Here is a 21,314-nt window from a genome sequence, read left to right as displayed (position 1 = left end):
TGGTATTTCCTTTCCTTTTTATATAGTGTAAAACAATGTTACTACAACATTTTTTATTTCGCAATCGCTTTTCTCTCTTAAAGAAAGAAGAACTACTTCGTAAAAAGTAGTTCTTTGGCTTTTCCCATAATCGACTCTTTTTCAACGTAAACAATAATGCCTTTTGCAATCTGTAGTTCTACCAAGCTATCTGTTAGTTTGATAATTTTACCATGCAGTCCAGAGAAGAGGATAACCTCATCTCCAGCCTGTAAGGTTGATAAGTAGCGTTGGCGTTTTTCCAGTTGCTCCTCAAGAGCTTTTTGTTGTCGTTTACGATTGACATAAGAAGTGAGTACAGGAAGTATGGTCGATAGAGCTACTAAAATAATTAGTGCATAGTAGAGTGTTTGTTGATCCATAATTGCTTATGCAAGGATGCCCAACCAGCTACCCAAAATACCGATGATAACTGTCAAGATAACCAATTTATAGGTAGTCCATTTCTTGTTCTTGATGAGATAATAAACTAAAATCGTAAACAAGGCTGGAAGCAATGCAGGGGCAATCTTGTCTAACATTCCCTGGATGGTTACAATTTTCTGATCTGCTCCTTCTGTTAATTCACCCGCCGCAAAGGTAATTGGCACCGAAATTTTTACAAAGGTTACTGCTAAACCAGAGATAACTGTCACACCGATGATATTGGCTACCTTAGAAATTGTTGCCATTTGGTCACTCAATTTATCAATCACGCTGGTACCAAATTTATAGCCATACAAACCAGTCAATAACTTGATAGAGGTCAAGATAATGTTCATTCCAAGGAAGAAAAGAATCGGTCCCATAACCAGTCCTTGACCTGCTAGAGAGGCAGCAATCGTAGATAAAAGTGGGGCTAATACAAATTGTGAAAGTGAGTCACCAATTCCTGCCAACGGCCCCATCAGTGCCATCTTAATCCCACGAGTCTCTTCTTCTGGGAGATCATTTTCTAACATGACCAAATGAAGACTAGTAATGAATGGAAGAAAATGTGGATTGGTATTGTAAAACTCACAGTTTTCTTCTAAAGCTTTAGTTAATCCTTCTTTGTCGTCACCAAAATGCTTCTTAAAAGCTGGATACATGACATTTGCATAGCCAATCCCTTGATAATTACTGTAATTGAAACCATTCTGCAAGAAGAAGGCCCGTAGAGATGTGTTGAGATAATCTTTTTTAGTTAGTTTAGATCCAGTCATCGTGTGCTTCCTCCTGTTTCACTGCCACTTGTTCTGGTTTATTAAAGAATTCTTTAAGTGCAAAGATACTACCGACAATTGCGATACCAATTACAGGCAGTTGTAGATAGGCTGCACAAACATAGCCAAGCAATACAAACGGGATCAATTCTTTCTTAGCCATTACAGACAAAATCATTGCAAAACCGATAGCTGGAAGCATCTTACCTGCCACACTCAATCCAGTTAATAATACTGGTGGAATCATTTCAACCAATTTCAAAAGAGTATCCATTGAATAGGCACCCAAGAAACCGAGAGCAAATCCTAAAAAGGCGAAAGTAATCACTGTACCATTTGCAACACGTTTAAATTTAGAAAGGTTTCCTGCACGAAGATGTTTGATAGCTGATTCTGGAGCACCCGCATGTAGAGTATATGCTGAAGTTTGTAAGAATTGAATACCTACCGCAATAGGTGTTGAAAGTGCTAAAGCTGCTTCTGGTGTTACTTTTCCAGCACTTGTAATAGCCATCAAAGTACCAAAAATACCAGGTCCGATTGGATTTGGAGGAACGGTCCCCCCAGCACCAACACCAAATCCCATGTATGCCAGCTCACTGATAGCACCCATAGCTAAAGCCGTTGGTAGATCTCCTAAAATGATTCCGACCCCAAAAGAAAGCACGATACATCGGTTTGTGTAAAGCCCCAATAATAGACCGCTAAAACAGAAAGCTGTCCACAGACCAATAAGAGCCGCTTGAATTAGACTGATCGTCATGATAATTCTCCTTATTTTTTAAATATAATCCAATATATTAACTTCAACTGCCCCATCATTACCAGAAGGCGTTGTCTTTGTGTTGAAGCGAATCTTATAAACATCGTTCAACTCTCTCACTATAGCCTTATCTTCTGAACCAAAAAAGATAGACCGTGTTACTTGCGTTTTTCCAGGCGCATTATGAATATTTCCAATATTTAATTCTGTGATTGGCACTCCACCTTTAACCAAAGTTAGTGCATCTTGCAAATCTTTAATAACTAAGAAAATAGTTTGAGCAGGATTAGCCTTATGAATCACATCAATCACTTTCTGCAAAGAGAAGAAACGCATAGCTACTGAATCAGGAATAACCGTTTTCATTAATGTCTGCTGAATCTTATCCTCACTAACCTTATCATTTGCCACGATGACAGTATTACAACCTAAGGATTTAACCCATAGTTGTCCCTGTCCATGAATTAGTCGCTCATCAATACGAGCCATTACAATATTTGGTGTTGCCATTTTAACCTCCTACCAATATAATTCCCAATCTTTATAAAAACGAAGCAAAGCTTCTAAGTAATAATAATCGCCCCAAGTATTTCCTTCATTGACACCTTTTCCTGAATGCCAAGAGTAGACCCCATGTAGAAGCAATGGGCGACCTGGAGCTAACTCACGATTAGCATAGTTATCAATCAAGGACCGTAGCATCGTGTGCATAGCGTATTTATAAGTTTCCTTGTCCTCATCAACTTCTGGCAAATATTTAAGCATCTCGTGAATACCACAAACCGCTATTGCTGTCGCAGAAGAATCACGAGCGTGCCCACTACCATCATTAAAAATTAAATCCCAATAGGAAACGTTATCCTCTGGCAAACGATTAAGAAAGTAGTTGGTTACTCCTTTAAACAAATTTAAACATGCGGGATCTTTAATTTTACGGTAAGCTAACGGAATACCGTAAATACCCCAAGATTGACCACGCGCCCAGGAAGAATCATCACTAAATCCTTGTCGAGTAACCCCTTTGAGAGGTTTTCCTGTTTCAGGGTCAAAGTAATAGGTATGGAATGTTGAAGCATCATCTCGAATAACTGTATTAACAGAAGCGTAGAAATGACTAAGAGCTACATCATAATATTTCTGCTCACCTGTCTCCTCATAAGCAAAGAAAAGTAATTGTAAATTCAACAAACAATCAATAATCAGTCGATAATCTTCTGCTTTACCAAGTTGCCCCCAGGCCTGAATAAAACCGCCCTTTTCTTGATAGCGCTCCATTAATTTATCAGCAGCCAAGAGCGAAGCTTCTAAAGCCTCTTTGCTACCTGTCAATTTATAATCAGCTACCGTTGATGGTGAATACAGAAATCCCAAATCATGATGATCTAATTCAATTCTTTGTTTGACACGTTCCAAGAAAGATGCCGTATTCTTTTTTGCTAACGCTTTCATTTTGTTGTTCAAAGAATACTCATGTCCTAACCAAAGCGCGCCCGTCCAAAAACCATTTGTCCACTCTGTATTATCCATCTTTGGATAATGGTTATCAAATGTGGCCGGAGTCGGGAACGACTCACCAAAATATTCACAATTGATAACAAGTTGTTGAATCGCCAATTCTATTGCAGCCTCAACTTCTTTCTTACTCAATAGAGTGGAATTTCTAAACTCTCTTTTTTTGGCAATTGACTCAATCAAAACATCCTTAATCATGTATTTCTCCCTCATATACCATCTTCAAATAACTCTTCATCATGGTTATCCTCTGCTAACAGACTGACCGAATCAACGATTCCATCTTTAGAGGTGGTAATCAATTTACCAACCAATTGTTCTAAATTATCTGTTAACCGTGAAAAATTCGCTTCCAAAATCATCGCAAGATTTAAACCTGAAAGAACGACAACATTCTGCTCTTTCTGTTCTGCTGCTAATTCTACACTAACTTTAAAAGGCGTACCTCCTAGTAAATCAGTTAAAATCAAAACTTCTCTTTCGCCTAATATAGCTGCTTTGATGCGTGCTTTTAGTTCTTGCGCCGACATTCCTTCACTAAAATCAATTGCCTCAATATTCTCCACCTCTCCTGCAATTAACTTTAGTGAAGTAAGAATCCCACTAGCAAACTGTCCATGAGCAACGACAATCACTTTAATCATAATTCTCTCCTTTTAACTTTACCGGTTTACCTACACTTTGTATTGTAGACTATTGACAACCACTTGTCAATAGATTTTATAAAAAAAATGTAAGCGTTTTATATTTTGTTGGACTTTTATTTAAAAAATATTCTCCAGCTCCCTCTTTTCATAAACAGGAGCACCAAATCTCTCCATGTTTCCGTTCAAAATTTCCCCTGTAACATCTCACTTTCTCCCACATTCAACCCCGTTGGAGGCAGGAGAAAGTGAAAACGTTAAAATACAGTCCTTATTTTGAAATAAACTACTTCATCTTATCTCTAACACTTGTATAAGAGGACGCTAATTCTTGAATTGTGCCGAACTCTCCTTTAGTAGCTAATTGATTAAATTCCCCACCAATACCAAGAACAGTTGCACCAGCGTTAAACCATTCTGAAACATTATTAAGCTTTACTCCACCGGTTACCATGATTGAAACATGCGGTAATGGTCCTTTGATTGCAGTAATATAGTTTGTCCCCAAAACACTACCAGGAAACAGTTTAACCATTTCACAGCCTGCTTCCAAAGCATTTGTAATCTCCGTTAAAGTCATACAGCCCGGAAGATACGGCACTGCATAAAGATGACAGATTTTTGCAACTTCTATATTAAAAGATGGTGAAACAATATAACTTGCTCCTGCCATAATGGCTTGCCGTGCCGTTACAGAATCTAGAACCGTTCCAGCCCCAATTAAAACAGAAACATCATCTTTATGGCATCGACTAAGTTCTGTAATAATCATATTCGCGTCAGGATTTGTATAAGCAACCTCTATAGCTGTAATTCCTCCTGCAATACAGGCCTGTGCCGTCTTAAATCCGACTTCTTTGTCATCTCCTCTAACGACTACAACAAGCCCTTGCTCCTTCAATTTTGAAATAATTTGTGATGGACTCATTTTTTCTCCTTTATCGTATAATGTCATTTTTCCCCTCTAATAAAGACTCAACTTTGCTAAGAGATTGCCGCATGTGATCCCCTTCTATGCTGCATTTATAAGTTCCGCTAGCAACTGCAAAATCTAAAATCGCCTTTAACGACGTCCTCTCTAACAATTTATATAATGCCCCAGCAACAAACGCATCACCACTGCCAACACGTTGTAACACCTGAGTTTTCAATTCTTGAGAGCAACAAAATTCATCAGCCAATCCGTAAGCCTTATACAAATTTCTTCCTAGTTCATCTGTCTGCCTAATCGTATGGAAGATTGCTTGGAACTTATAGGCTTCCTTTAAAGTTTGCATCCGTTCTCTTATTGTATGGACAGTAGCCGTATCTCTTTCAAATAATTCCCAATCTTTTTCATTAACCATAATAGGTTCCAGACCAAAACAATAGTCTGCATAGGTCGCAAATTGCGAGAACACTTTTTTTGCATCTCTTAATCCAATCATCTTAGAACGCCAATTAAGATCCATCGAAATTGGAATTTTACGACGCTTTGCTTCTTTTAATACTTGAACAAGCCATTCCCTAACAGCTGAACCAATGGCCACGGTGATACCACTAAAGTGAACCAACCCAACCTCTAAAAACAATTGATCCATATCAAAATGATCGACTTGAATAGCTTCCAAACTAGACTGACCCCGATCATAGTAGACTTGACTAGAACGACAACCAAATCCTGCTTCCATATAGTATACTCCCACACGTTCCCCCTTACGTTGAACACTGGAAGTATCAATCCCTTTCCCATCTAAGAAATCTAAAAATCTATCACCTAGAGAGCCTTGTGGTAGTGCGGTCAAAAGCTTGGTTTCACATCCAAATCCTTGAAGATTACAAGCGACATTTATTTCTGAACCTCCAAAAAACACACGACTTTCTACACCATCTGTCAATTCTTGATAGTTTGTTGGTGTAATGCGAATTAAAGGTTCACCAATCAGTAATACCTTCTTCATAACCGCCCCTCACTCTTTAACTTTCTAATACTGTTTTTAAATATGCTGCAATTGACTCGTCCTGACAGTTGGCAAAGAAATATTCTTGGAAATGTTCACCTGAAATAGTTTCTTTCAAAAAATCTTGATCAATTTCTTGAAGTACTGTCAGTAAGTCTTTATAGGTGACTGCTTTCATTTCATTCAAAATACGGGCATTTCGTTGTTCTGGAATAACGCGTTCACGGGGATAACCGCCCCCCATTTCCTCTGCAAACAGTCGCTCAAAAAGTAATTTGAGATTTAATTCAGCTCCCCAACCGAATCCCTTTGCAAATGGCAGAGACAAAGCATTTCCTCCATTTATCTGTGAAAAGAGGTATGCATCCGTCGGATCTACCGCGAAGCCACAAACTACCCCTGGAAAACTATTAGCCGCCAACATGGCACCTACCCCCGTGCCACAACCTGTAATAACAAAATCCGCTGCCTTACTAACTAGAAGGATTGAAGCCAGCAGACCATTTTGTACATAAGTCAACTGACTTTCTCCCTCTTTACCATACATTCCATAGTTAAAAACATGATACCCTTTAGCATCTGTTACTGACTTCAATGTTTCAAAAATAAGACTATTTTTAGCCGCCTGACTATTTTCATTAATAAGTGCAATTTTCATCGTTTTTTCCCTTCTTATATCAAAATTTGTTAAATTTGTTAATTCGTTTATTACGCTTCCGGCTGTTTACCAATGTAAGCTAGAATTCCTCCATCAACATAAAGAATGTGCCCATTCACAAAATTACTAGCATCACTTGCTAAAAAGACTGCTGGACCCATCAAATCCTCAGCTTCACCCCAACGAGCTGCAGGGGTCTTCGCGATAATAAATTGATCAAATGGATGACGAGAACCATCCTTCTGGAGTTCACGTAACGGAGCTGTTTGTGGAGTTGCAATATACCCAGGACCAATGCCGTTACATTGTATATTGGCTTCACCGTATTCCGAAGCAATATTCTTCGTCAACATCTTAAGCCCACCTTTAGCCGCTGCATAAGCAGACACTGTTTCTCGTCCTAACTCACTCATCATGGAACAAATATTGATAATTTTCCCATGCCCCTTTTTAATCATAGATGGAATAACCGCTTTAGAAACAATAAACGGAGCATTTAGGTCAATATCAATAACTTGACGAAATTGAGCTGCTGTCATTTCAATCATTGGAACCCTACGAATAATACCAGCATTATTCACTAGAATATCAATAACTCCAACTTCTGATTCAATTTGAGCAACCATAGCCTGTATTCCATCCTCATCAGTTACATCGCAAACATAGCCATGCGCATTAATACCTGCTGCCCTATAGGCTTCCATTCCCCTATCAACCAACTCTTGATTAATATCATTAAAAACAATTGTCGCCCCTGCTTTTGCATAGGCTGATGCAATCGCAAAGCCAATCCCATACGATGCTCCTGTTACCAATGCAATTTTTCCTCTCAGAGAAAATTGATCCAATGAAAATTGCTGATTCATATTCGTAACTCCCTTGTATTTTATTTTGTAAAGCGTTTACAAATTGTATTGTAATATAGTAAACCGGTTTTGTCAACGATTTTTATCATTTATTTTAAATACTTTCAAAACGAATCTTGATATAATCTTATAAAATTCGAGTATCTTCATTCCCCAAGCAATAAAATATACTTAGCACAAATATGATTTTCTTCTTCGATTTTATCAATCATTAGTAAACATTTTACATGTCATTATTCATATACTATCCAAAATGGACTATACTACATTCACAAAAGTAAACCATACAAAATGGGAGCGGGAAGTGATACGACTGACTCCCTTACTACCAATTTCCCACCTCAAACAATCTCCAGAATATTCGAAACTCAACCACTCCGCCTAGATGTTAATAGGAACTCAAACATTAACATTTTTACCCTGTGTTTACTACTCTAAATAAAAAATACCCTATTGCAACGTGCAACAAGGTACCATCTATCTCAATCGTATATTCTGTAATTCATTTTATATAGTCATATCAGTTTATCTTTAATTACTTCGACGAGCGAGGAAACGTCGTTTCCTTATTTCCAACCTAGAACAGATTTTAGGCTGTTCTAGCAACCTGTAGCTATTGAGGCGAACTTGTTTCGCCCTATCTCCAGCCTTCAAAGGCTCCCGAACCTTTGAAGCGAGTACTAAAAGCAAACTAAATGACTATACCAAAAATAGAATCATCAAATAGGAAATTCCATTATTTAACATATGTAGCGCAATCGGATAACGAATATCTCGTCTAATTAAATAGAGCCAACCAAGATTGAGACCCATAGTGAAATAAATTAGAAACTGCGGAATGGTTGTTGGCATATGGACCAAACTAAACAAAGAACCCGTTACAGCAAGATAGATTCCAACAGCCTTCATATCTGCCATTTTAGGGAAGAAATAGGTCGCCAACAAACCTCTAAAAATCAACTCCTCTAAAATCGGAGCAAAGATTACGACTGATAAAAATGAAACCAAGGGGTAGGCAGACACAAATTGGATGACCAAGGTTTGATTTTGACTTTCAGATATAGGTACCAAAAGTTGGAAGATGAAAAATGCAATATAGAGCAAAATAGGCCATTGAATCTTATGGAACCATGATGAAGATACACTATAGTCAATGGTAGGCCGAGAATACACAAATTTCCATAATACAATTGTAAATGCAATTCCGAGAACAATGCCAATAATCGCACAAATCAAAATCATATTCACAATCAATTGAGCTGGAAATTCTGGAATAGCTTGTAATGACGGTCCTACCATCAAAAACCCAGAAATAATTTGATAAGCAACAAAAAATAAAAACAATAATGCAATGTGTTTGATAAATTTTAACACACTCCCTCCCTAAAAACTCAAATCAACAATATTATCAATTCGTACCAACTTGGTTTCAATCTCTCCTTCCGCTAATTCACGAGAAATTTTAACCCACTCCTCATCCACAGCTAAAATGCTGTATTCGTAAATGGTCATAAATTCCTCATCAAAGCGGATTTTAGCCTTACTTCCGACCAATTCTTTCAATAAAACTGACATCTGATTTTCTCCTTTTGTAGTTTTCTGCAACTTTTTTACCCTAGCTTGCAACTGCTTCACTTTTTTCCTATCTGATAGAGAATTGAAAAATAAAAATCCTACAAGAATCCATAAAAATAGTTCCATCGTATCCTCCTATATCAAGCCCAGACTCTGCATCAGTAGCATCAACAAAAATCCGAGAAGATTATTCAGACTGTGTAGGATGAGTACGTTTGTATATTTGCCAGAAATACGATAGGCGAGTCCCAGGACCAGGCCCATACCTCCGTAGACAACCCAAGATCCGATATTGGTCGGATTGTGAATAAGTCCAAACAGAAAACTCGATAGCAATAATCCCACAATCGAATCCTTACCAAAGACTTTCCCCATAAGAATCCCTCTGAAAAGCAGTTCCTCCAAAACTGGAGCAAAGAAAACTGCAAAGAGAAACAAAACTAAGGTTGGTAAGCCTGAATTATTGATGATTTCCTGATTGGCAGTCGTTTGACCGTATCCTTCTTCCAGCATAATCAATTGCCCACCAATTATTTTCAAACCAAACATAACGATAAAGGCGAGGGCTACAAAACCAGCATTCGCACCCATCCCCCACTTCTGCTCACCTTTCCATAGACCTAATTTACCAGTCAATATAAGACCAAGCACCACGGCTAACAATAAAAGGGCTGCAGCAATCAATATGTTATTCCCATCAAAATTTGGTAGGGTAAACATGGCCAACTGGGTCAATACATTTAGTGCAACGACAGCCAGTCCCACTAAGAGAAACTTCCAATTTTTAACCACATTCCAATCTTTGACACTTCCAAGTCTATTCATAGCAATCACCTTAATATAAATAATTATTTTTCGTTTGTTGAAAGATAAAGTCTTTTAGTTTACTTTTAGTACGAGGCAACGAGCCGCAGGCATAACTGGAGTTAGGCAAGGCGAGTTAACGAAGTAATAAAAGAGAAACTAAATGACGACAGCAGAGCTGGCAAGCCCAAAACCAATGGCAATAGAATATTCAGATTTGACAAATCAATCTGCCCAATAGCCAGCCACTCTCCGAAAATATAGCCAACTGCGTACATACCAAGGCCGATTAACCCCACGAAATAAACAATTTTTAGAATCGATGTAAACTTTTTATTCTCTTTCATAATCACTACCAAAACCTTTCATTATTTAAAATAACGACGGATCATGCGAACCTGCATCACATTGATATAAATGTGCAAAAACGCCACAACTAGAAAGGCTGTAATTTGTCGCTCCTGCAGTAACATACTGAGTACAAACAGGAATAGATACAAACCTGGTAACACAATTTGATTAAGAGTAAAAACAATCTGGAAACTCATTTCGTAGTTGGCTTGCTTCTCACCTTCATCCATCGCCTCAGCAAAGTCCTTCATTTCTTTCACCGTAGCAAAAGCGGACAACTTATAGTCACGAATTTTCTGAGTTAGTTTCACAATAAAAACCTGAGAGATGAGAAGGATAACATAGAAAACTACGTCAAGAATGGAACCATACATAACTGCACTCTCTTCTAAGAAAGTAACCCCGAATCCTAAAACCAAATTTAACAATGTCAATGATACAGCAACATTGAATGAAATGGTCGCATATTCTAGGTTACGATACATTTTCTTATATAGTTCATCAACGCGTTCTTCATCCTCATCTGAAATGGAATGATAAAGTTTATAATTTTGATTAGCTTTAACACCAAAATATACGGTTCCATCGAAAATTACAAATGTAATAATCCTCAAACAAATTAGAAAGTTATCTAAATTGAGATAAGAAGGCAGGTTGAATTTAAAGATTAATACTCCAAAGAAACCGATAAAGCCACCCAAAATTGCTGAAATCAGCATATAGGCTGAATATCTCATCCATCTTTGTTTCGTTGAAATTTGTTTCCCCTGTTTCATTTTTCTACCTCCACTAATTGAAAGACATTCTCCACATTTTCATTAAAAATTTGTGAAATTCGCATAGCAATGACCACCGAGGGCGTGTATTCGCCCCGTTCAATCAAGCTAATAGTCTGCCGTGATACCTCTGCTAATTTTGCTAGCTCTGTCTGATTGAGACCATCTCTGGCTCGCAATTCCTTGAGCCGATTTTTTAAGACATATTCCATGAATTTTCCTTTCTAGGCTTGGTAGATAATCAAGCCTGTTTCTGTGTCTTCGACAGCTATATTTTCCTTGGCAAACTTGACCAATAAAAGATAAGTATAGTAGAAATCGCCTGCACAAGAGGCCGCATGCATGGTTGCTACCATGAAGTAAAGAGTGGTATTCATCATCCCCAAACCTGCTAACATGGTCAAGCCCAAACTAATCACAACAAAGGGAGCCAAGCTGATTACTAGCATTTGCATCCGATTGTAGAGTGAACCTGGACTGGTCGCATAGGCCATCCCCGATTTCCATTTAAACCCGTATTTGACAGGATTTTCAGGACAAAAAACCTTGAAGAAGATGCCGTGGATAGCCTCGTGCACAACTATTAAAAGAATATAGAGAGGGAAAAGCAACCATACCTCCGACACGTTCAGTTCCAAGTATTGCGAACCGTTAGCTATCAACCAACTGCCTATCATTCCAAATACCAAGGCAAATGGAAAGATGAGTGCCACAGCAAGAATGTTCAATCCCCAGACAAATTTCTTATTTTCCATGATATTAACTTCGAATAATTTCTTCTTCGCTTCCATCTTTCTTCTCCTTCATTTTCCTACAAGCTAGACTAAACTATATAGTCCTAGAGCAACTCCAATCAGTAAACCAATAATACTTGCGCCTGCAATAATAATTGCTGCCATATCTGCTGAAATGTGTCGTTTCATAAGGTTTCTCCTATCTTTCCTTAGCTTTTTCACTATTTTTCTTTTTGATAAATTGCAGAACTAACACCAGTGTCGCCATCAATGGTGGAATTAAATAACTCTCTTCATTCAAACTAAGGTCAAATCCTAGCAAGGCTAGAACTTTAAATACCAAAATAGTTATCAAGAAGAGTGCGAAAAACAGTAGGACTACTTTCATTCCATTTTTAACTGTCTTGTTCATTTTTCTTCTCCTTTTCTCTGCTGAGAGTGGAATCTAAAATAAGGAGAGAACTCGACATCATCAAGAGTGGCATTGTATCTATCTCCTGACCAAATACAAAGAGTTGAACGAAACTATAAATCAAGTATAGTGCAACTAGAACCTGCACTCCTCGCACAACGCTTGTTCCTGTAATTAAAATTCCTTTTTTATTGCTATTGTTTTTCATAACTTTCCACCACTTACTCTCGGCTAATTTTAATCTTGTTCCTTTTACTCTTTTCTGCTACCTAGTTTCCTCAAGCGCTCATCTGTCACGGCAATGGTGCAAATGGCAAGAACGACATGGGTTTTATCCAACTGCTGCCACTTCATAATGTCAGCCAGTAGGACAAAAACTAGATAGGCAATTACTGCTACTTGTAGAAATCGTGCGATGTGAAGACTGTTTATCTTTTTCATATTTATTTCCTACTTTCTGTTTAATTAAGTGATGAATCCGTTTTCATCTCTTTATCTTGATATCATTGTAACACTTCTTTTTCTTTTTTAACAAGTATCTTTGTCAAAAAAATAATAATTTTTGTCAAAAAGTTTATGAAGTTTGTCAAAAAGTTTATGAAGTTTGTCAAAAAGTTTATGAAGTTTGTCAAATTGACTAGAATAACGCGCAAAAAACTCTTCTATCCAATGGATAAAAGAGTTTTTCAGTATAGATTACAAGTTATCAGCTACGCTGTTCAAGAGGGTTTGGATAGCAGAGGCATCGCTACCACCTGCCATAGCCATATCTGGCTTACCACCACCACGACCTGCTACGATTGGAGCAAGGACTTTGATGAGGTTCCCTGCATGAACATCGCTTGATTTGCTGGCTACAAGGACATTGACCTTGTCACCGATTGCAGCAACTAGCACCAAAACATCTGAGTAGTCTTTTTGTTTCCAGTTGTCAGCGAAGGTACGGAGGGCACCTGCATCTGATACTTGGACTTGGCTGGCAATGTAGCGAATGCCGTTAGCATCTTTGACATCTTTGAAGACATCACTAGCAGCGGCTGCCGCTGCTTTTTCTTTCAGAGCCGCATTTTCTTTTTGCAGGTCACGAACTTGCTGAGCAAGACTTTCAACCTTGTTTGGTACTTCCTTGATCTGTGGTGACTTGATGGTTGCTGCCACTTCTTTGAGGGCATCTTCTTGATCACGATAGGCAAGGAAGGCTTCACGGCCTGTTACCGCGATGATACGGCGAGTACCTGAACCGATACCTTCTTCTTTCAAGATCTTGAAGATACCGATTTCAGCGGTGTTGCCAACATGGGTACCACCACAGAGTTCGACAGAATAGTCACCAATTGTCACCACACGGACTTCTTTACCGTATTTTTCACCGAAGAGGGCCATGGCACCCATTTCCTTAGCTGTGTCAATATCGGTTTCAACCGTCACAACTGGAATGGCATTCCAAATTTGCTCATTGACTTCTTCTTCGATACGACGAAGTTCTTCCGCAGTAACTGCCTCAAAATGAGTAAAGTCAAAGCGGAGGAAGTCTTGCTCATTCAAGGAACCAGCCTGCGTTGCATGCTCACCGATAATATTGTGAAGAGCTGCATGGAGCAAGTGAGTTGCTGTGTGGTTCTTCTCAACACCCTTACGGCGTTTTGTTTCGATTTCAAGTGTGTAGGTTTGACCAACTGAAATGCTTGCGGACAGTTCAACTGTGTGCAATGGTTGACCATTTGGTGCTTTCTGCACATCGATGACAGTCGCAACAATGTCTCCAGCAGCATTTTTCACAAAACCATGGTCTGCAACCTGACCACCCATTTCTGCATAGAATGGTGTTTGATCAAAGACAAGGAGGGCTTGACCTTCTGAGACTGCTTCTGTACGCTCATTATCAGCCACAATGACAGATAAGCTTGCCTCAAGAGCTGTTTGCCCATAAACAAAGGTAGACTCTTCTGTGATAGCAGCCAGGGTTTCATTTTGCATACCCATTGAACCACCTTTGACAACTGAAGCACGGGCACGGTCTTGTTGCTCTTTCATAGCCGCTTCAAATCCCGCAATGTCAAGGGTCATACCACGGTGCTCAGCCAATTCTTCTGTCAATTCTACTTGGAAACCATAGGTATCATAGAGTTTGAAAATGTCACGACCATCAATCTCAGACTTGCCTTCTGCCGCCAATTTGTCCATCAATTGCTCAGCAAATTGTGAACCTGTGTGGATGGTACGAGCAAACGACTCTTCTTCACTCTTAACAATCTTCTCAATGAAGGCACGTTTTTCAAGCACTTCTGGATAGTAGCTTTCCATGATATTGCCAACTGTCTCCACCAATTTGTACAAGAATGGCTCCGTAATACCCAAACGTTGACCATGCATAGAAGCACGACGAAGGAGACGACGAAGGACATAACCACGGCCTTCATTTCCAGGAAGGGCACCATCACCAATGGCAAATGAAAGAGCACGGATGTGGTCTGCGATAACCTTGAAGCTCATGTTGTCGCCATCTTGGTCATAGGTCTTACCAGAAATCTTTTCTACTTCACGAATGATTGGCAAGAAGAGGTCCGTTTCAAAGTTAGTCTTAGCCCCTTGGAAAATAGCTGCCAAACGCTCCAAACCAGCGCCCGTATCGATGTTTTTATTTGGCAATTCCTTGTACTCAGAGCGCGGAACAGCTGGGTCTGCGTTAAACTGGGACAATACGATATTCCAAATCTCAATGTAACGGTCATTTTCAATATCTTCTTCCAAGAGACGGATACCAATGTTTTCAGGGTCAAAGTCAGTACCGCGGTCAAAGAAAATCTCCGTATCTGGACCAGAAGGACCTGCACCGATTTCCCAGAAGTTATCTTCAAGCGGAATCAAGTGGCTTGGCTCAACACCAAGAGCAATCCAACGATTGTATGAATCCACATCATCAGGATAGTAAGTCATATAGAGCTTGTCTTTTGGCAAGGCAAACCATTCTGGGCTTGTCAAGAGCTCAAAGCCCCACTCAATCGCTTCATCACGGAAATAATCCCCAATAGAGAAGTTGCCAAGCATTTCAAACATGGTGTGGTGGCGGGCTGTCTTACCAACGTTTTCAATATCGTTGGTACGGATGGATTTTTGGGCATTTGTAATCCGTGGGTTGTCAGGAATGACAGAGCCATCGAAATATTTTTTAAGTGTTGCCACACCAGAGTTTATCCACAAAAGAGTTGGATCGTTTACTGGGACAAGATTTGCTGAAGGCTCAACAGAGTGACCCTTTGATTTCCAGAAATCCAACCACATTTGACGAATTTGAGCAGAAGATAGATTTTTCATAAGTTTAAGATACTAAGCCCGATTAGAAGGCGACTGAAAAATAGGAAACTGACAGGAAATATTGATTTCCTAGACAGTTTATCTTTTTTCCGAGCCTTCCGGGCGGGTTCAATTTAACGAAACAGTTAAATTAAACATTTCCTTTCATAAGTGATAGTTAGGCGGGTTCAATTTAACGAAACTGTTAAACTGAATGATTATTTCACGATTAATTCGATGCATCTTCCATCATTTCGATGTAGTCAATTGCGACCACTAAGGAAATGACCAAATCTGCATAGGAATCCTCCAATACAGTAACGGAGTAATGAGAAGTTAAATGAAAGAGTTCTTTGGAGATTTCAGCTACGAGCATACCATCTGCCCTTTTCAAGCGAAAATCCAAATCCCAGATATTTCCATCTAGGATTAAACCTAGATTTTCCACAGTATAGCGATCCTTGAAAAAAGTAAATTCCTTTTGCAAGTAGAAAGAATGACCATTTGCCATATCAATGGTAAACTGGGGCAGGAAGGTCAAAAACTTCTTGGTAATCTGACAAACTTCTCCACCTCTGGAATTTCTCACGATAAATCGTTTTGGAATTTCGAGGAAAGAGCCCTCCACTTGATAGGCAAGATTCCCAAAACTATTACGAATATCAAATTTTTCACCACCAAAGGTAAAGCGCTGTTTCACTTGAAATTGCTTCATGATAACCTCCAAAAAAATAACAAGAAACCAAACGAAGGGCGAAAAACCGCGGTACCACCTTCATTCAATGACTTGTCATTCTCATTTAAGAAACTGTATCCACAAGCAAAAAACTTTTATATATAAGCCGAAAACTGTGAATACAGGCTCTACTATTCAATTGTAATATTAAGTAGCAAGATACTTGGCTTAGATGGCTCGCAGCAACCGCCAATTTTCTGAACTAAGGTGTCAAGTACCGATTCTTAATAAGTAAATCGTCAATTACTGACCTGATGAACTAGAAGATTCTGTTGTAGAAGAAGAACTTTCAGTCGATGAAGAGCTACTCTTCGTTGAAGAAGAACTGCTTTCTTCTGTTGTCACATATTGTGAAAGAAGATTTTGGAAAGCACTATCTTTAACCTTAACGTTTGCTTTTTGGAGTGCTTCTTTCAGCACAGTAGCAACAAATGATGAGTCACTTTGCTTTTGTGCCAAAATAATTTCTTTCAGCTTATCTTTATAATCTTCCCATTTAGCAGATTTTTCTGATTTAGCATCCAATTTTACAACATAATAGCTCGTTGTATACGTCTTCATATCTACCGAAGAAATCACCGACGCTCCGACTTGACCTGCATCCAAGGCAAATACTGCTTTCTGTACCTCTGCTGGAACAGTTGTTGAAGTTGAATCGAATTTAACTTCGCCTCCATTGTCTTTTGTAGTAGTATCCGTGGAATTGTCTTTCGCCAATTGAGCAAAATCTGCACCTTCAGCTTGTGCAGCAGCTAAAACTTCTTTTGCTTTAGCTTCGTCTGCCAACTTGATGACACGTGCTGTTACTTCAGGTGTATAGGCGTCATAAGCTGCCTTGTAGTTTTCATCTGTCAATTCTTTCTCAGCAGCTTGTTTTACAGCATACTCAACCAATTTATTGGTACGAATTTGTTCCTTATAGGATTCTTCTGTCAATCCTGCCGAAGAAAGTGCCGCATTAAAAGAAGCACCAAGTTGTTCTGCCTTCTTATCATATTCCTTATTTACTTCTTCTGCAGAGACTTTGTCACCATACTGATTTTCAAATACATTACTGATAACCATTGACAGCAAAACTTGTTGAGCTTGTGAGTTTGTTTTCACTTTCTCATAAAACTCAGACACAGTAATCGTGTTACCTTTCATCGTAATGATATCTTTATCAGCTGCATTGGAACAAGCAGCGAGTGTTACTGCAGCAAAGAGTGTTACTGCACCTGCGAGAATTTTTTTAGTTTGTTTCATTAAAGACTCTCTCCTTTTTTATTAACCCCTTTATTATAACACAAAAGCTTAAAAACTTCTTAAATTTCTATATGTTTTAAGTCAACATTCTCTACATTTTTCCTCAACATAAGAAGACCGTCACTCATGGAAACAAGACTAGCAGTCACATCTGGATTATCCAATGTCGCATCGAATAAACGTTGCAATCCCTTATAAATCGTTCGCTGCCCTCTTCTGACATCCTTGATGTCTTTGGCAACATCTCCTCCTTGGAAGATGTCATCCAAAATGATTAAACCACCCACTTTGACCTTTTTCAAGACTTCTGGTAAAAATACAATATATTTTGATTTAGCAGAATCCATGAAAACAAAATCATATGTGTTATCTGGTAAAGTCGGAAGAATATCCATGGCTTCCCCTTCCAGCAATTCAATCTGCTGGCGCTGATCATATTTGGCAAAGTTTTCCTTTGCAAAGCCAATCATTTCTTCATTTCGATCAATCGTTGTAATCTTCGAATGCGGACTATTGTCAGCCATCAGTAACGCAGAGAAGCCAATAGCAGTTCCAATTTCTAAAATACGTTTAGGTTGGAGTGTCTGCATCAGCAAGCGGAAATAAGCTACCGTTTCATGAGGGATGACTGGAATGTTTTCTTGATGAGCAAACTCTTCCAGTTCTTTCAAAAAACCTGTATTTTGCGCCTGACGTGTTCGCATAAAATCCACAATTTCTTCCTTAACGACAGGACGGCGCATATTGTGATTTGCGTTTTTACTATATGATTCGACCATAGACTCCATTATATCATAAGCCGACAAGATTTTCTTCCTCAACACACTAAAACTCAACACACTAAAAGGTAGGTTTCCCCACCTTTTCTTTACATATTTTTGGCGTAATCAATTCGATACCCTAAATTTCCAGCTAGTTCTTGAAGTCGAATAAAAGTCGCCTGCTTACTGAAAAAGAGATAGTAACTATCCGTGTCCATATCTACTGCCCCTAGACAAAAGTTTTCATCAAGATATTTGTTATCAATGACTCTTGCCCATTCTGAAATAGATGCAATTGGACTTAATCCACCTGAATCCAATTTAAGAGAAATTCCCGCATTGCGGACCTGCTGAAGGCAATCAAAAAAGTAGATAAAATCTTCAAGATTGTCCTTATAATCACGCACACAAATATAGTTCAAATGCTCTAGTAATTTTATCAAGATTAACCAAAGATTTTCCTTTTCAGACTCTCCAACACGATCCAAGAAATCATCGAATGACTCTGAATCTAAAATACGTTCCATAAAATTGAGAATCTGGTGTGGATCACTGGCGAAGACTACTTCTCTAAGTTGGAGAAATAGTTCCCTATCACCATTTGACATTAAATCTGCTAATTCAAAAATATCTTGTAGTTGTTCTTCTGTTAACATAGTCCCCTCTCTTTATTAATTTGAAAAATCCCATCTTATATGCGGTGCTACTTGCTCTACAAAATGGTAAATATCATTAAAATCTGCACCATCAAGCCTATTCAAGCTAACGACTGCAAGTAGTACCCCCTTATTTCCTACAATTCGCAAACGTTTCGACTGATAGCCACGATAGACAGGAGAAACAAGGTAGCGAATCTCCGCAATCTCTTCTAACGAATGGCGTTGACGTTCACTCCAAAAGTGTTCTTGAAATTCTATGTACTGTGTTGTCAAGATAAAAACAGCCTTTTGCTTTCTCAATATATATAAATAAACCAGCAAAGGTTGTAAAAATATCAAATAGACAACACTTCCCACAGATGGTTCAGGTCTGGTCAAACCACCAAGACCGAGCAAGATGAAAACAAGACTAATCACACTGGGAATGACAATCGAACGTTTATAGGAAATCATTTTAGAGATGTACCCCTTTTTCAACAAGCTCCTCTAACTCAGTTAGGCGTGCTTCAAAAACTTTGAAAGCATCATTAAGATAGTCTTCCTTGGTCATGTCTACACCTGCTTTGGCAATGACATTGAGAGAATAATCTGAGCTACCAGCCTTCAAGTAGTTGAGATAGTTTTCTTTGTCTTCTGGACTACCATTGACAATCTTGTTTGCTAGAGCTGATGCTGCTGCGAAACCTGTCGCATACTGATAGACATAGAAATTGTAATAGAAGTGTGGAATACGAGCCCACTCAAACTGGATTTCTGGATTTTCTTCTGCAGAAAGTCCGTAGTACTTCTCATTTGTCTGACCGTACAATTCATTGAGGAAATCAGCCGTCAAGACTTGACCTTCCTGGTCTGCCTTGTAGATCGCTTGCTCAAACTCGGCAAATTGGGTCTGGCGGAAAACAGTACCACGGAACCCATCTAGGTAATGGTTGAGAATAGCAAAGCGTTCCTTGTCATCTTCTACTTCTGCCAAGAGTTTTTCAGTCAGAAGATTTTCATTGGTTGTTGACGCAATTTCAGCCAAGAAAAGTGAATAATGACCATAGACATAGGGTTGAGTCTTACGAGTCAACATGGAATGAAGAGAATGTCCTGTTTCATGGATAAGGGTGTACATGTTATCCAAGTTATCCTGCCAGTTGAGAAGCATGAAGGCGTTTGTGTCGTAGGCACCTCCTGAGTATGCTCCTGAGCGTTTTCCTTCATTGACATGGACGTCAATCCAGCGGTTTTCGAAGGCTTCTTTTACAATAGCCGAATAATCCTCACCGAAAATTTCCAAGGTTTCTTGGCATTTCTTGAGTGCATCTTCATAAGAAATCTTGGTACTGAAATCTGACAATAGTGTGTACATATCGTACATCTTCAAGTCATCAATACCCAGGAGTTTCTTACGCAAATTAATATAACGGTGCAAGAGCGGAAGGTGCTTGTTGACTGCCTCAACTAATGTATCGTAAACAGATTCTGGAATAAAATTGGCTGCAAGTGATGCGTGACGGGCTGAATCGTACTTCCGCAAACGAGCTTTCAGGTTATTGACCTTGACATTAGACTGCAGAGTCTTAGCGTAGGTATGCTGGAACTGCTCGTAGGTTCCGTACATGGCCTCATAGGCTTCTTGACGGACATCACGGTTTTTAGACTCCATAAAGTGAATGTAGTTTCCGTGTGAAAGGGGCACCAAGTGACCGTCTTCATCTGCGATTTCTGGGAAACGCAGACTGGCATTGTCCAAGACTGAGAAGGTTTCAGCAGGTGATTCGAAAATCTCGCTGGTCGCTGCCAATACTTCTTCCACCTCTTGTGACAAGACGTGGTCCTTAGCTGCTAAAAGTTTTTCAAATTGATGGCTGTACTGAACAAGAGCCGGCTCTTCTGCTTTAAAGGCTTCCAATTTCTCTTCAGTAATGGTCATAAATTCAGGCTCATAGAAGGCAAAAGCCTGTGAAAAGACCGAATACAAACCCATGGCTTTAGCTTGAAATTCCTGGTATTTGCCTTCACGAGTATCTTGGTCGTTCTTCATAGACGCATAGACATAGAGTTTTTCAATGCGACGCATAAGACCAAGCTGAGTCTCGCTAATCGTCAAAAGGCTCTTCGCTGAGTCGAGCAAGTGACCTGCAAATTCTTTTGTTTTTTCAGTTTCAGCTTGTAAATCTGCAAGTTCTGCTTCCCAGGCTTCATCGGTTGGGAAAATAGTGGTTAAATCCCACTGGTATTTTTCTTCAATTTCGTAACGTTGTTTAGACATAATTAATCCTCCGTATCCTTTATTCTAACATAAAAAATCCCCTCTTTCCAACGGAAAGTGAGGGCTTAGTAGGTTACTATTTCAACTGAAAAATAGTTTTTGGT

General features: G+C 39.0%; 27 protein-coding genes. All 27 read right to left on the bottom strand.

Going from position 1 to position 21,314, the window contains the following annotated elements; translation table 11 throughout:
• Positions 1–92: 92 nt before the first annotated feature.
• Positions 93–401, bottom strand: coding sequence for a preprotein translocase subunit YajC (gene yajC / locus ODU34_RS03140; protein WP_024399466.1), 309 nt, complete (start codon positions 399–401; stop codon positions 93–95).
• Positions 402–407: 6 nt separating this feature from the next.
• Entirely contained in the window at positions 408–1,223 is an 816-nt protein-coding gene (locus ODU34_RS03135) for a PTS system mannose/fructose/sorbose family transporter subunit IID (protein WP_002936073.1), read from the bottom strand.
• The gene (locus ODU34_RS03130; RefSeq protein WP_002936077.1) at positions 1,210–1,986 is read right to left on the bottom strand and encodes a PTS mannose/fructose/sorbose/N-acetylgalactosamine transporter subunit IIC; all 777 of its coding nucleotides are present in this window, start codon (positions 1,984–1,986) and stop codon (positions 1,210–1,212) included. Before ODU34_RS03130 ends, ODU34_RS03135 begins: the two co-directional genes overlap by 14 nt.
• An 18-nt stretch (positions 1,987–2,004) precedes the next feature.
• Positions 2,005–2,496: a PTS system mannose/fructose/N-acetylgalactosamine-transporter subunit IIB gene (locus ODU34_RS03125; protein WP_002936080.1), complete on the bottom strand. Its 492-nt coding sequence runs from the start codon at positions 2,494–2,496 to the stop codon at positions 2,005–2,007.
• A 9-nt stretch (positions 2,497–2,505) separates the two neighbouring features.
• Positions 2,506–3,696 carry a glycoside hydrolase family 88 protein gene (locus tag ODU34_RS03120; RefSeq protein ID WP_105178646.1) on the bottom strand — a complete coding sequence of 397 codons (1,191 nt, stop codon included), beginning with the start codon at positions 3,694–3,696 and terminating at the stop codon, positions 2,506–2,508.
• 11 nt (positions 3,697–3,707) lie between these two features.
• On the bottom strand, positions 3,708–4,142 hold the full coding sequence (locus ODU34_RS03115) for a PTS sugar transporter subunit IIA (RefSeq protein WP_105178645.1): 435 nt from the start codon (positions 4,140–4,142) through the stop codon (positions 3,708–3,710).
• Positions 4,143–4,428: 286 nt separating this feature from the next.
• Positions 4,429–5,070 (bottom strand): bifunctional 4-hydroxy-2-oxoglutarate aldolase/2-dehydro-3-deoxy-phosphogluconate aldolase, encoded by a 642-nt coding sequence (locus ODU34_RS03110; protein ID WP_024399468.1) that lies wholly within the window; start codon positions 5,068–5,070, stop codon positions 4,429–4,431.
• A 10-nt stretch (positions 5,071–5,080) separates the two neighbouring features.
• Positions 5,081–6,082, bottom strand: coding sequence for a sugar kinase (locus ODU34_RS03105; protein WP_398578322.1), 1,002 nt, complete (start codon positions 6,080–6,082; stop codon positions 5,081–5,083).
• 16 nt (positions 6,083–6,098) lie between these two features.
• On the bottom strand, positions 6,099–6,740 hold the full coding sequence (locus tag ODU34_RS03100) for an RpiB/LacA/LacB family sugar-phosphate isomerase (protein ID WP_002936092.1): 642 nt from the start codon (positions 6,738–6,740) through the stop codon (positions 6,099–6,101).
• Positions 6,741–6,790: 50 nt separating this feature from the next.
• Positions 6,791–7,606 carry a gluconate 5-dehydrogenase gene (locus tag ODU34_RS03095; protein ID WP_029188565.1) on the bottom strand — a complete coding sequence of 272 codons (816 nt, stop codon included), beginning with the start codon at positions 7,604–7,606 and terminating at the stop codon, positions 6,791–6,793.
• A gap of 699 nt (positions 7,607–8,305) precedes the next feature.
• Entirely contained in the window at positions 8,306–8,980 is a 675-nt protein-coding gene (locus ODU34_RS03090; RefSeq protein ID WP_105178644.1) for a CPBP family intramembrane glutamic endopeptidase, read from the bottom strand.
• 9 nt (positions 8,981–8,989) lie between these two features.
• Positions 8,990–9,181, bottom strand: coding sequence for a hypothetical protein (locus ODU34_RS03085; RefSeq protein ID WP_228381485.1), 192 nt, complete (start codon positions 9,179–9,181; stop codon positions 8,990–8,992).
• A gap of 135 nt (positions 9,182–9,316) precedes the next feature.
• On the bottom strand, positions 9,317–10,006 hold the full coding sequence (locus ODU34_RS03080) for a CPBP family intramembrane glutamic endopeptidase (protein WP_105178643.1): 690 nt from the start codon (positions 10,004–10,006) through the stop codon (positions 9,317–9,319).
• A 101-nt stretch (positions 10,007–10,107) separates the two neighbouring features.
• Positions 10,108–10,332 carry a hypothetical protein gene (locus tag ODU34_RS03075; RefSeq protein ID WP_105197399.1) on the bottom strand — a complete coding sequence of 75 codons (225 nt, stop codon included), beginning with the start codon at positions 10,330–10,332 and terminating at the stop codon, positions 10,108–10,110.
• Positions 10,333–10,353: 21 nt separating this feature from the next.
• On the bottom strand, positions 10,354–11,112 hold the full coding sequence (locus ODU34_RS03070) for a DUF3169 family protein (RefSeq protein WP_105178642.1): 759 nt from the start codon (positions 11,110–11,112) through the stop codon (positions 10,354–10,356).
• Positions 11,109–11,324 carry a helix-turn-helix transcriptional regulator gene (locus tag ODU34_RS03065; protein ID WP_105120949.1) on the bottom strand — a complete coding sequence of 72 codons (216 nt, stop codon included), beginning with the start codon at positions 11,322–11,324 and terminating at the stop codon, positions 11,109–11,111. The genes ODU34_RS03070 and ODU34_RS03065 overlap by 4 nt, the downstream gene beginning before the upstream one ends.
• A 12-nt stretch (positions 11,325–11,336) precedes the next feature.
• Positions 11,337–11,903, bottom strand: coding sequence for a DUF3267 domain-containing protein (locus ODU34_RS03060; protein WP_105178641.1), 567 nt, complete (start codon positions 11,901–11,903; stop codon positions 11,337–11,339).
• Between the two features lie 142 nt (positions 11,904–12,045).
• The gene (locus tag ODU34_RS03055; RefSeq protein ID WP_105178640.1) at positions 12,046–12,258 is read right to left on the bottom strand and encodes a hypothetical protein; all 213 of its coding nucleotides are present in this window, start codon (positions 12,256–12,258) and stop codon (positions 12,046–12,048) included.
• A complete protein-coding gene (locus ODU34_RS03050) occupies positions 12,242–12,466 on the bottom strand; it encodes a hypothetical protein (protein WP_105178639.1) in 225 nt (74 codons plus the stop codon). Before ODU34_RS03050 ends, ODU34_RS03055 begins: the two co-directional genes overlap by 17 nt.
• A 44-nt stretch (positions 12,467–12,510) precedes the next feature.
• On the bottom strand, positions 12,511–12,699 hold the full coding sequence (locus ODU34_RS03045; RefSeq protein ID WP_105178638.1) for a hypothetical protein: 189 nt from the start codon (positions 12,697–12,699) through the stop codon (positions 12,511–12,513).
• A gap of 255 nt (positions 12,700–12,954) precedes the next feature.
• On the bottom strand, positions 12,955–15,573 hold the full coding sequence (gene alaS, locus ODU34_RS03040) for an alanine--tRNA ligase (RefSeq protein WP_398578321.1): 2,619 nt from the start codon (positions 15,571–15,573) through the stop codon (positions 12,955–12,957).
• A 208-nt stretch (positions 15,574–15,781) separates the two neighbouring features.
• Positions 15,782–16,267, bottom strand: a complete 486-nt coding sequence (locus ODU34_RS03035; RefSeq protein ID WP_105183431.1) for an LURP-one-related/scramblase family protein — start codon at positions 16,265–16,267, stop codon at positions 15,782–15,784.
• 264 nt (positions 16,268–16,531) lie between these two features.
• Positions 16,532–17,533, bottom strand: a complete 1,002-nt coding sequence (gene prsA / locus ODU34_RS03030; RefSeq protein WP_014735705.1) for a peptidylprolyl isomerase PrsA — start codon at positions 17,531–17,533, stop codon at positions 16,532–16,534.
• A 59-nt stretch (positions 17,534–17,592) separates the two neighbouring features.
• Positions 17,593–18,312: an O-methyltransferase gene (locus tag ODU34_RS03025; RefSeq protein ID WP_105153199.1), complete on the bottom strand. Its 720-nt coding sequence runs from the start codon at positions 18,310–18,312 to the stop codon at positions 17,593–17,595.
• Between the two features lie 89 nt (positions 18,313–18,401).
• Positions 18,402–18,950, bottom strand: a complete 549-nt coding sequence (locus ODU34_RS03020; RefSeq protein ID WP_029751865.1) for a DUF6630 family protein — start codon at positions 18,948–18,950, stop codon at positions 18,402–18,404.
• 15 nt (positions 18,951–18,965) lie between these two features.
• On the bottom strand, positions 18,966–19,406 hold the full coding sequence (locus tag ODU34_RS03015) for a hypothetical protein (protein WP_044758942.1): 441 nt from the start codon (positions 19,404–19,406) through the stop codon (positions 18,966–18,968).
• A 1-nt stretch (position 19,407) separates the two neighbouring features.
• Positions 19,408–21,210: an oligoendopeptidase F gene (gene pepF, locus ODU34_RS03010; RefSeq protein ID WP_398578320.1), complete on the bottom strand. Its 1,803-nt coding sequence runs from the start codon at positions 21,208–21,210 to the stop codon at positions 19,408–19,410.
• Between the last annotated feature and the right edge of the window lie 104 nt (positions 21,211–21,314).

Origin of the sequence: Streptococcus sp. 2018WUSS126, assembly GCF_044427425.1 — a bacterium.
Classification (GTDB): domain Bacteria; phylum Bacillota; class Bacilli; order Lactobacillales; family Streptococcaceae; genus Streptococcus; species Streptococcus hashimotonensis.
This window is presented reverse-complemented; position numbering and strand designations above follow the sequence as displayed.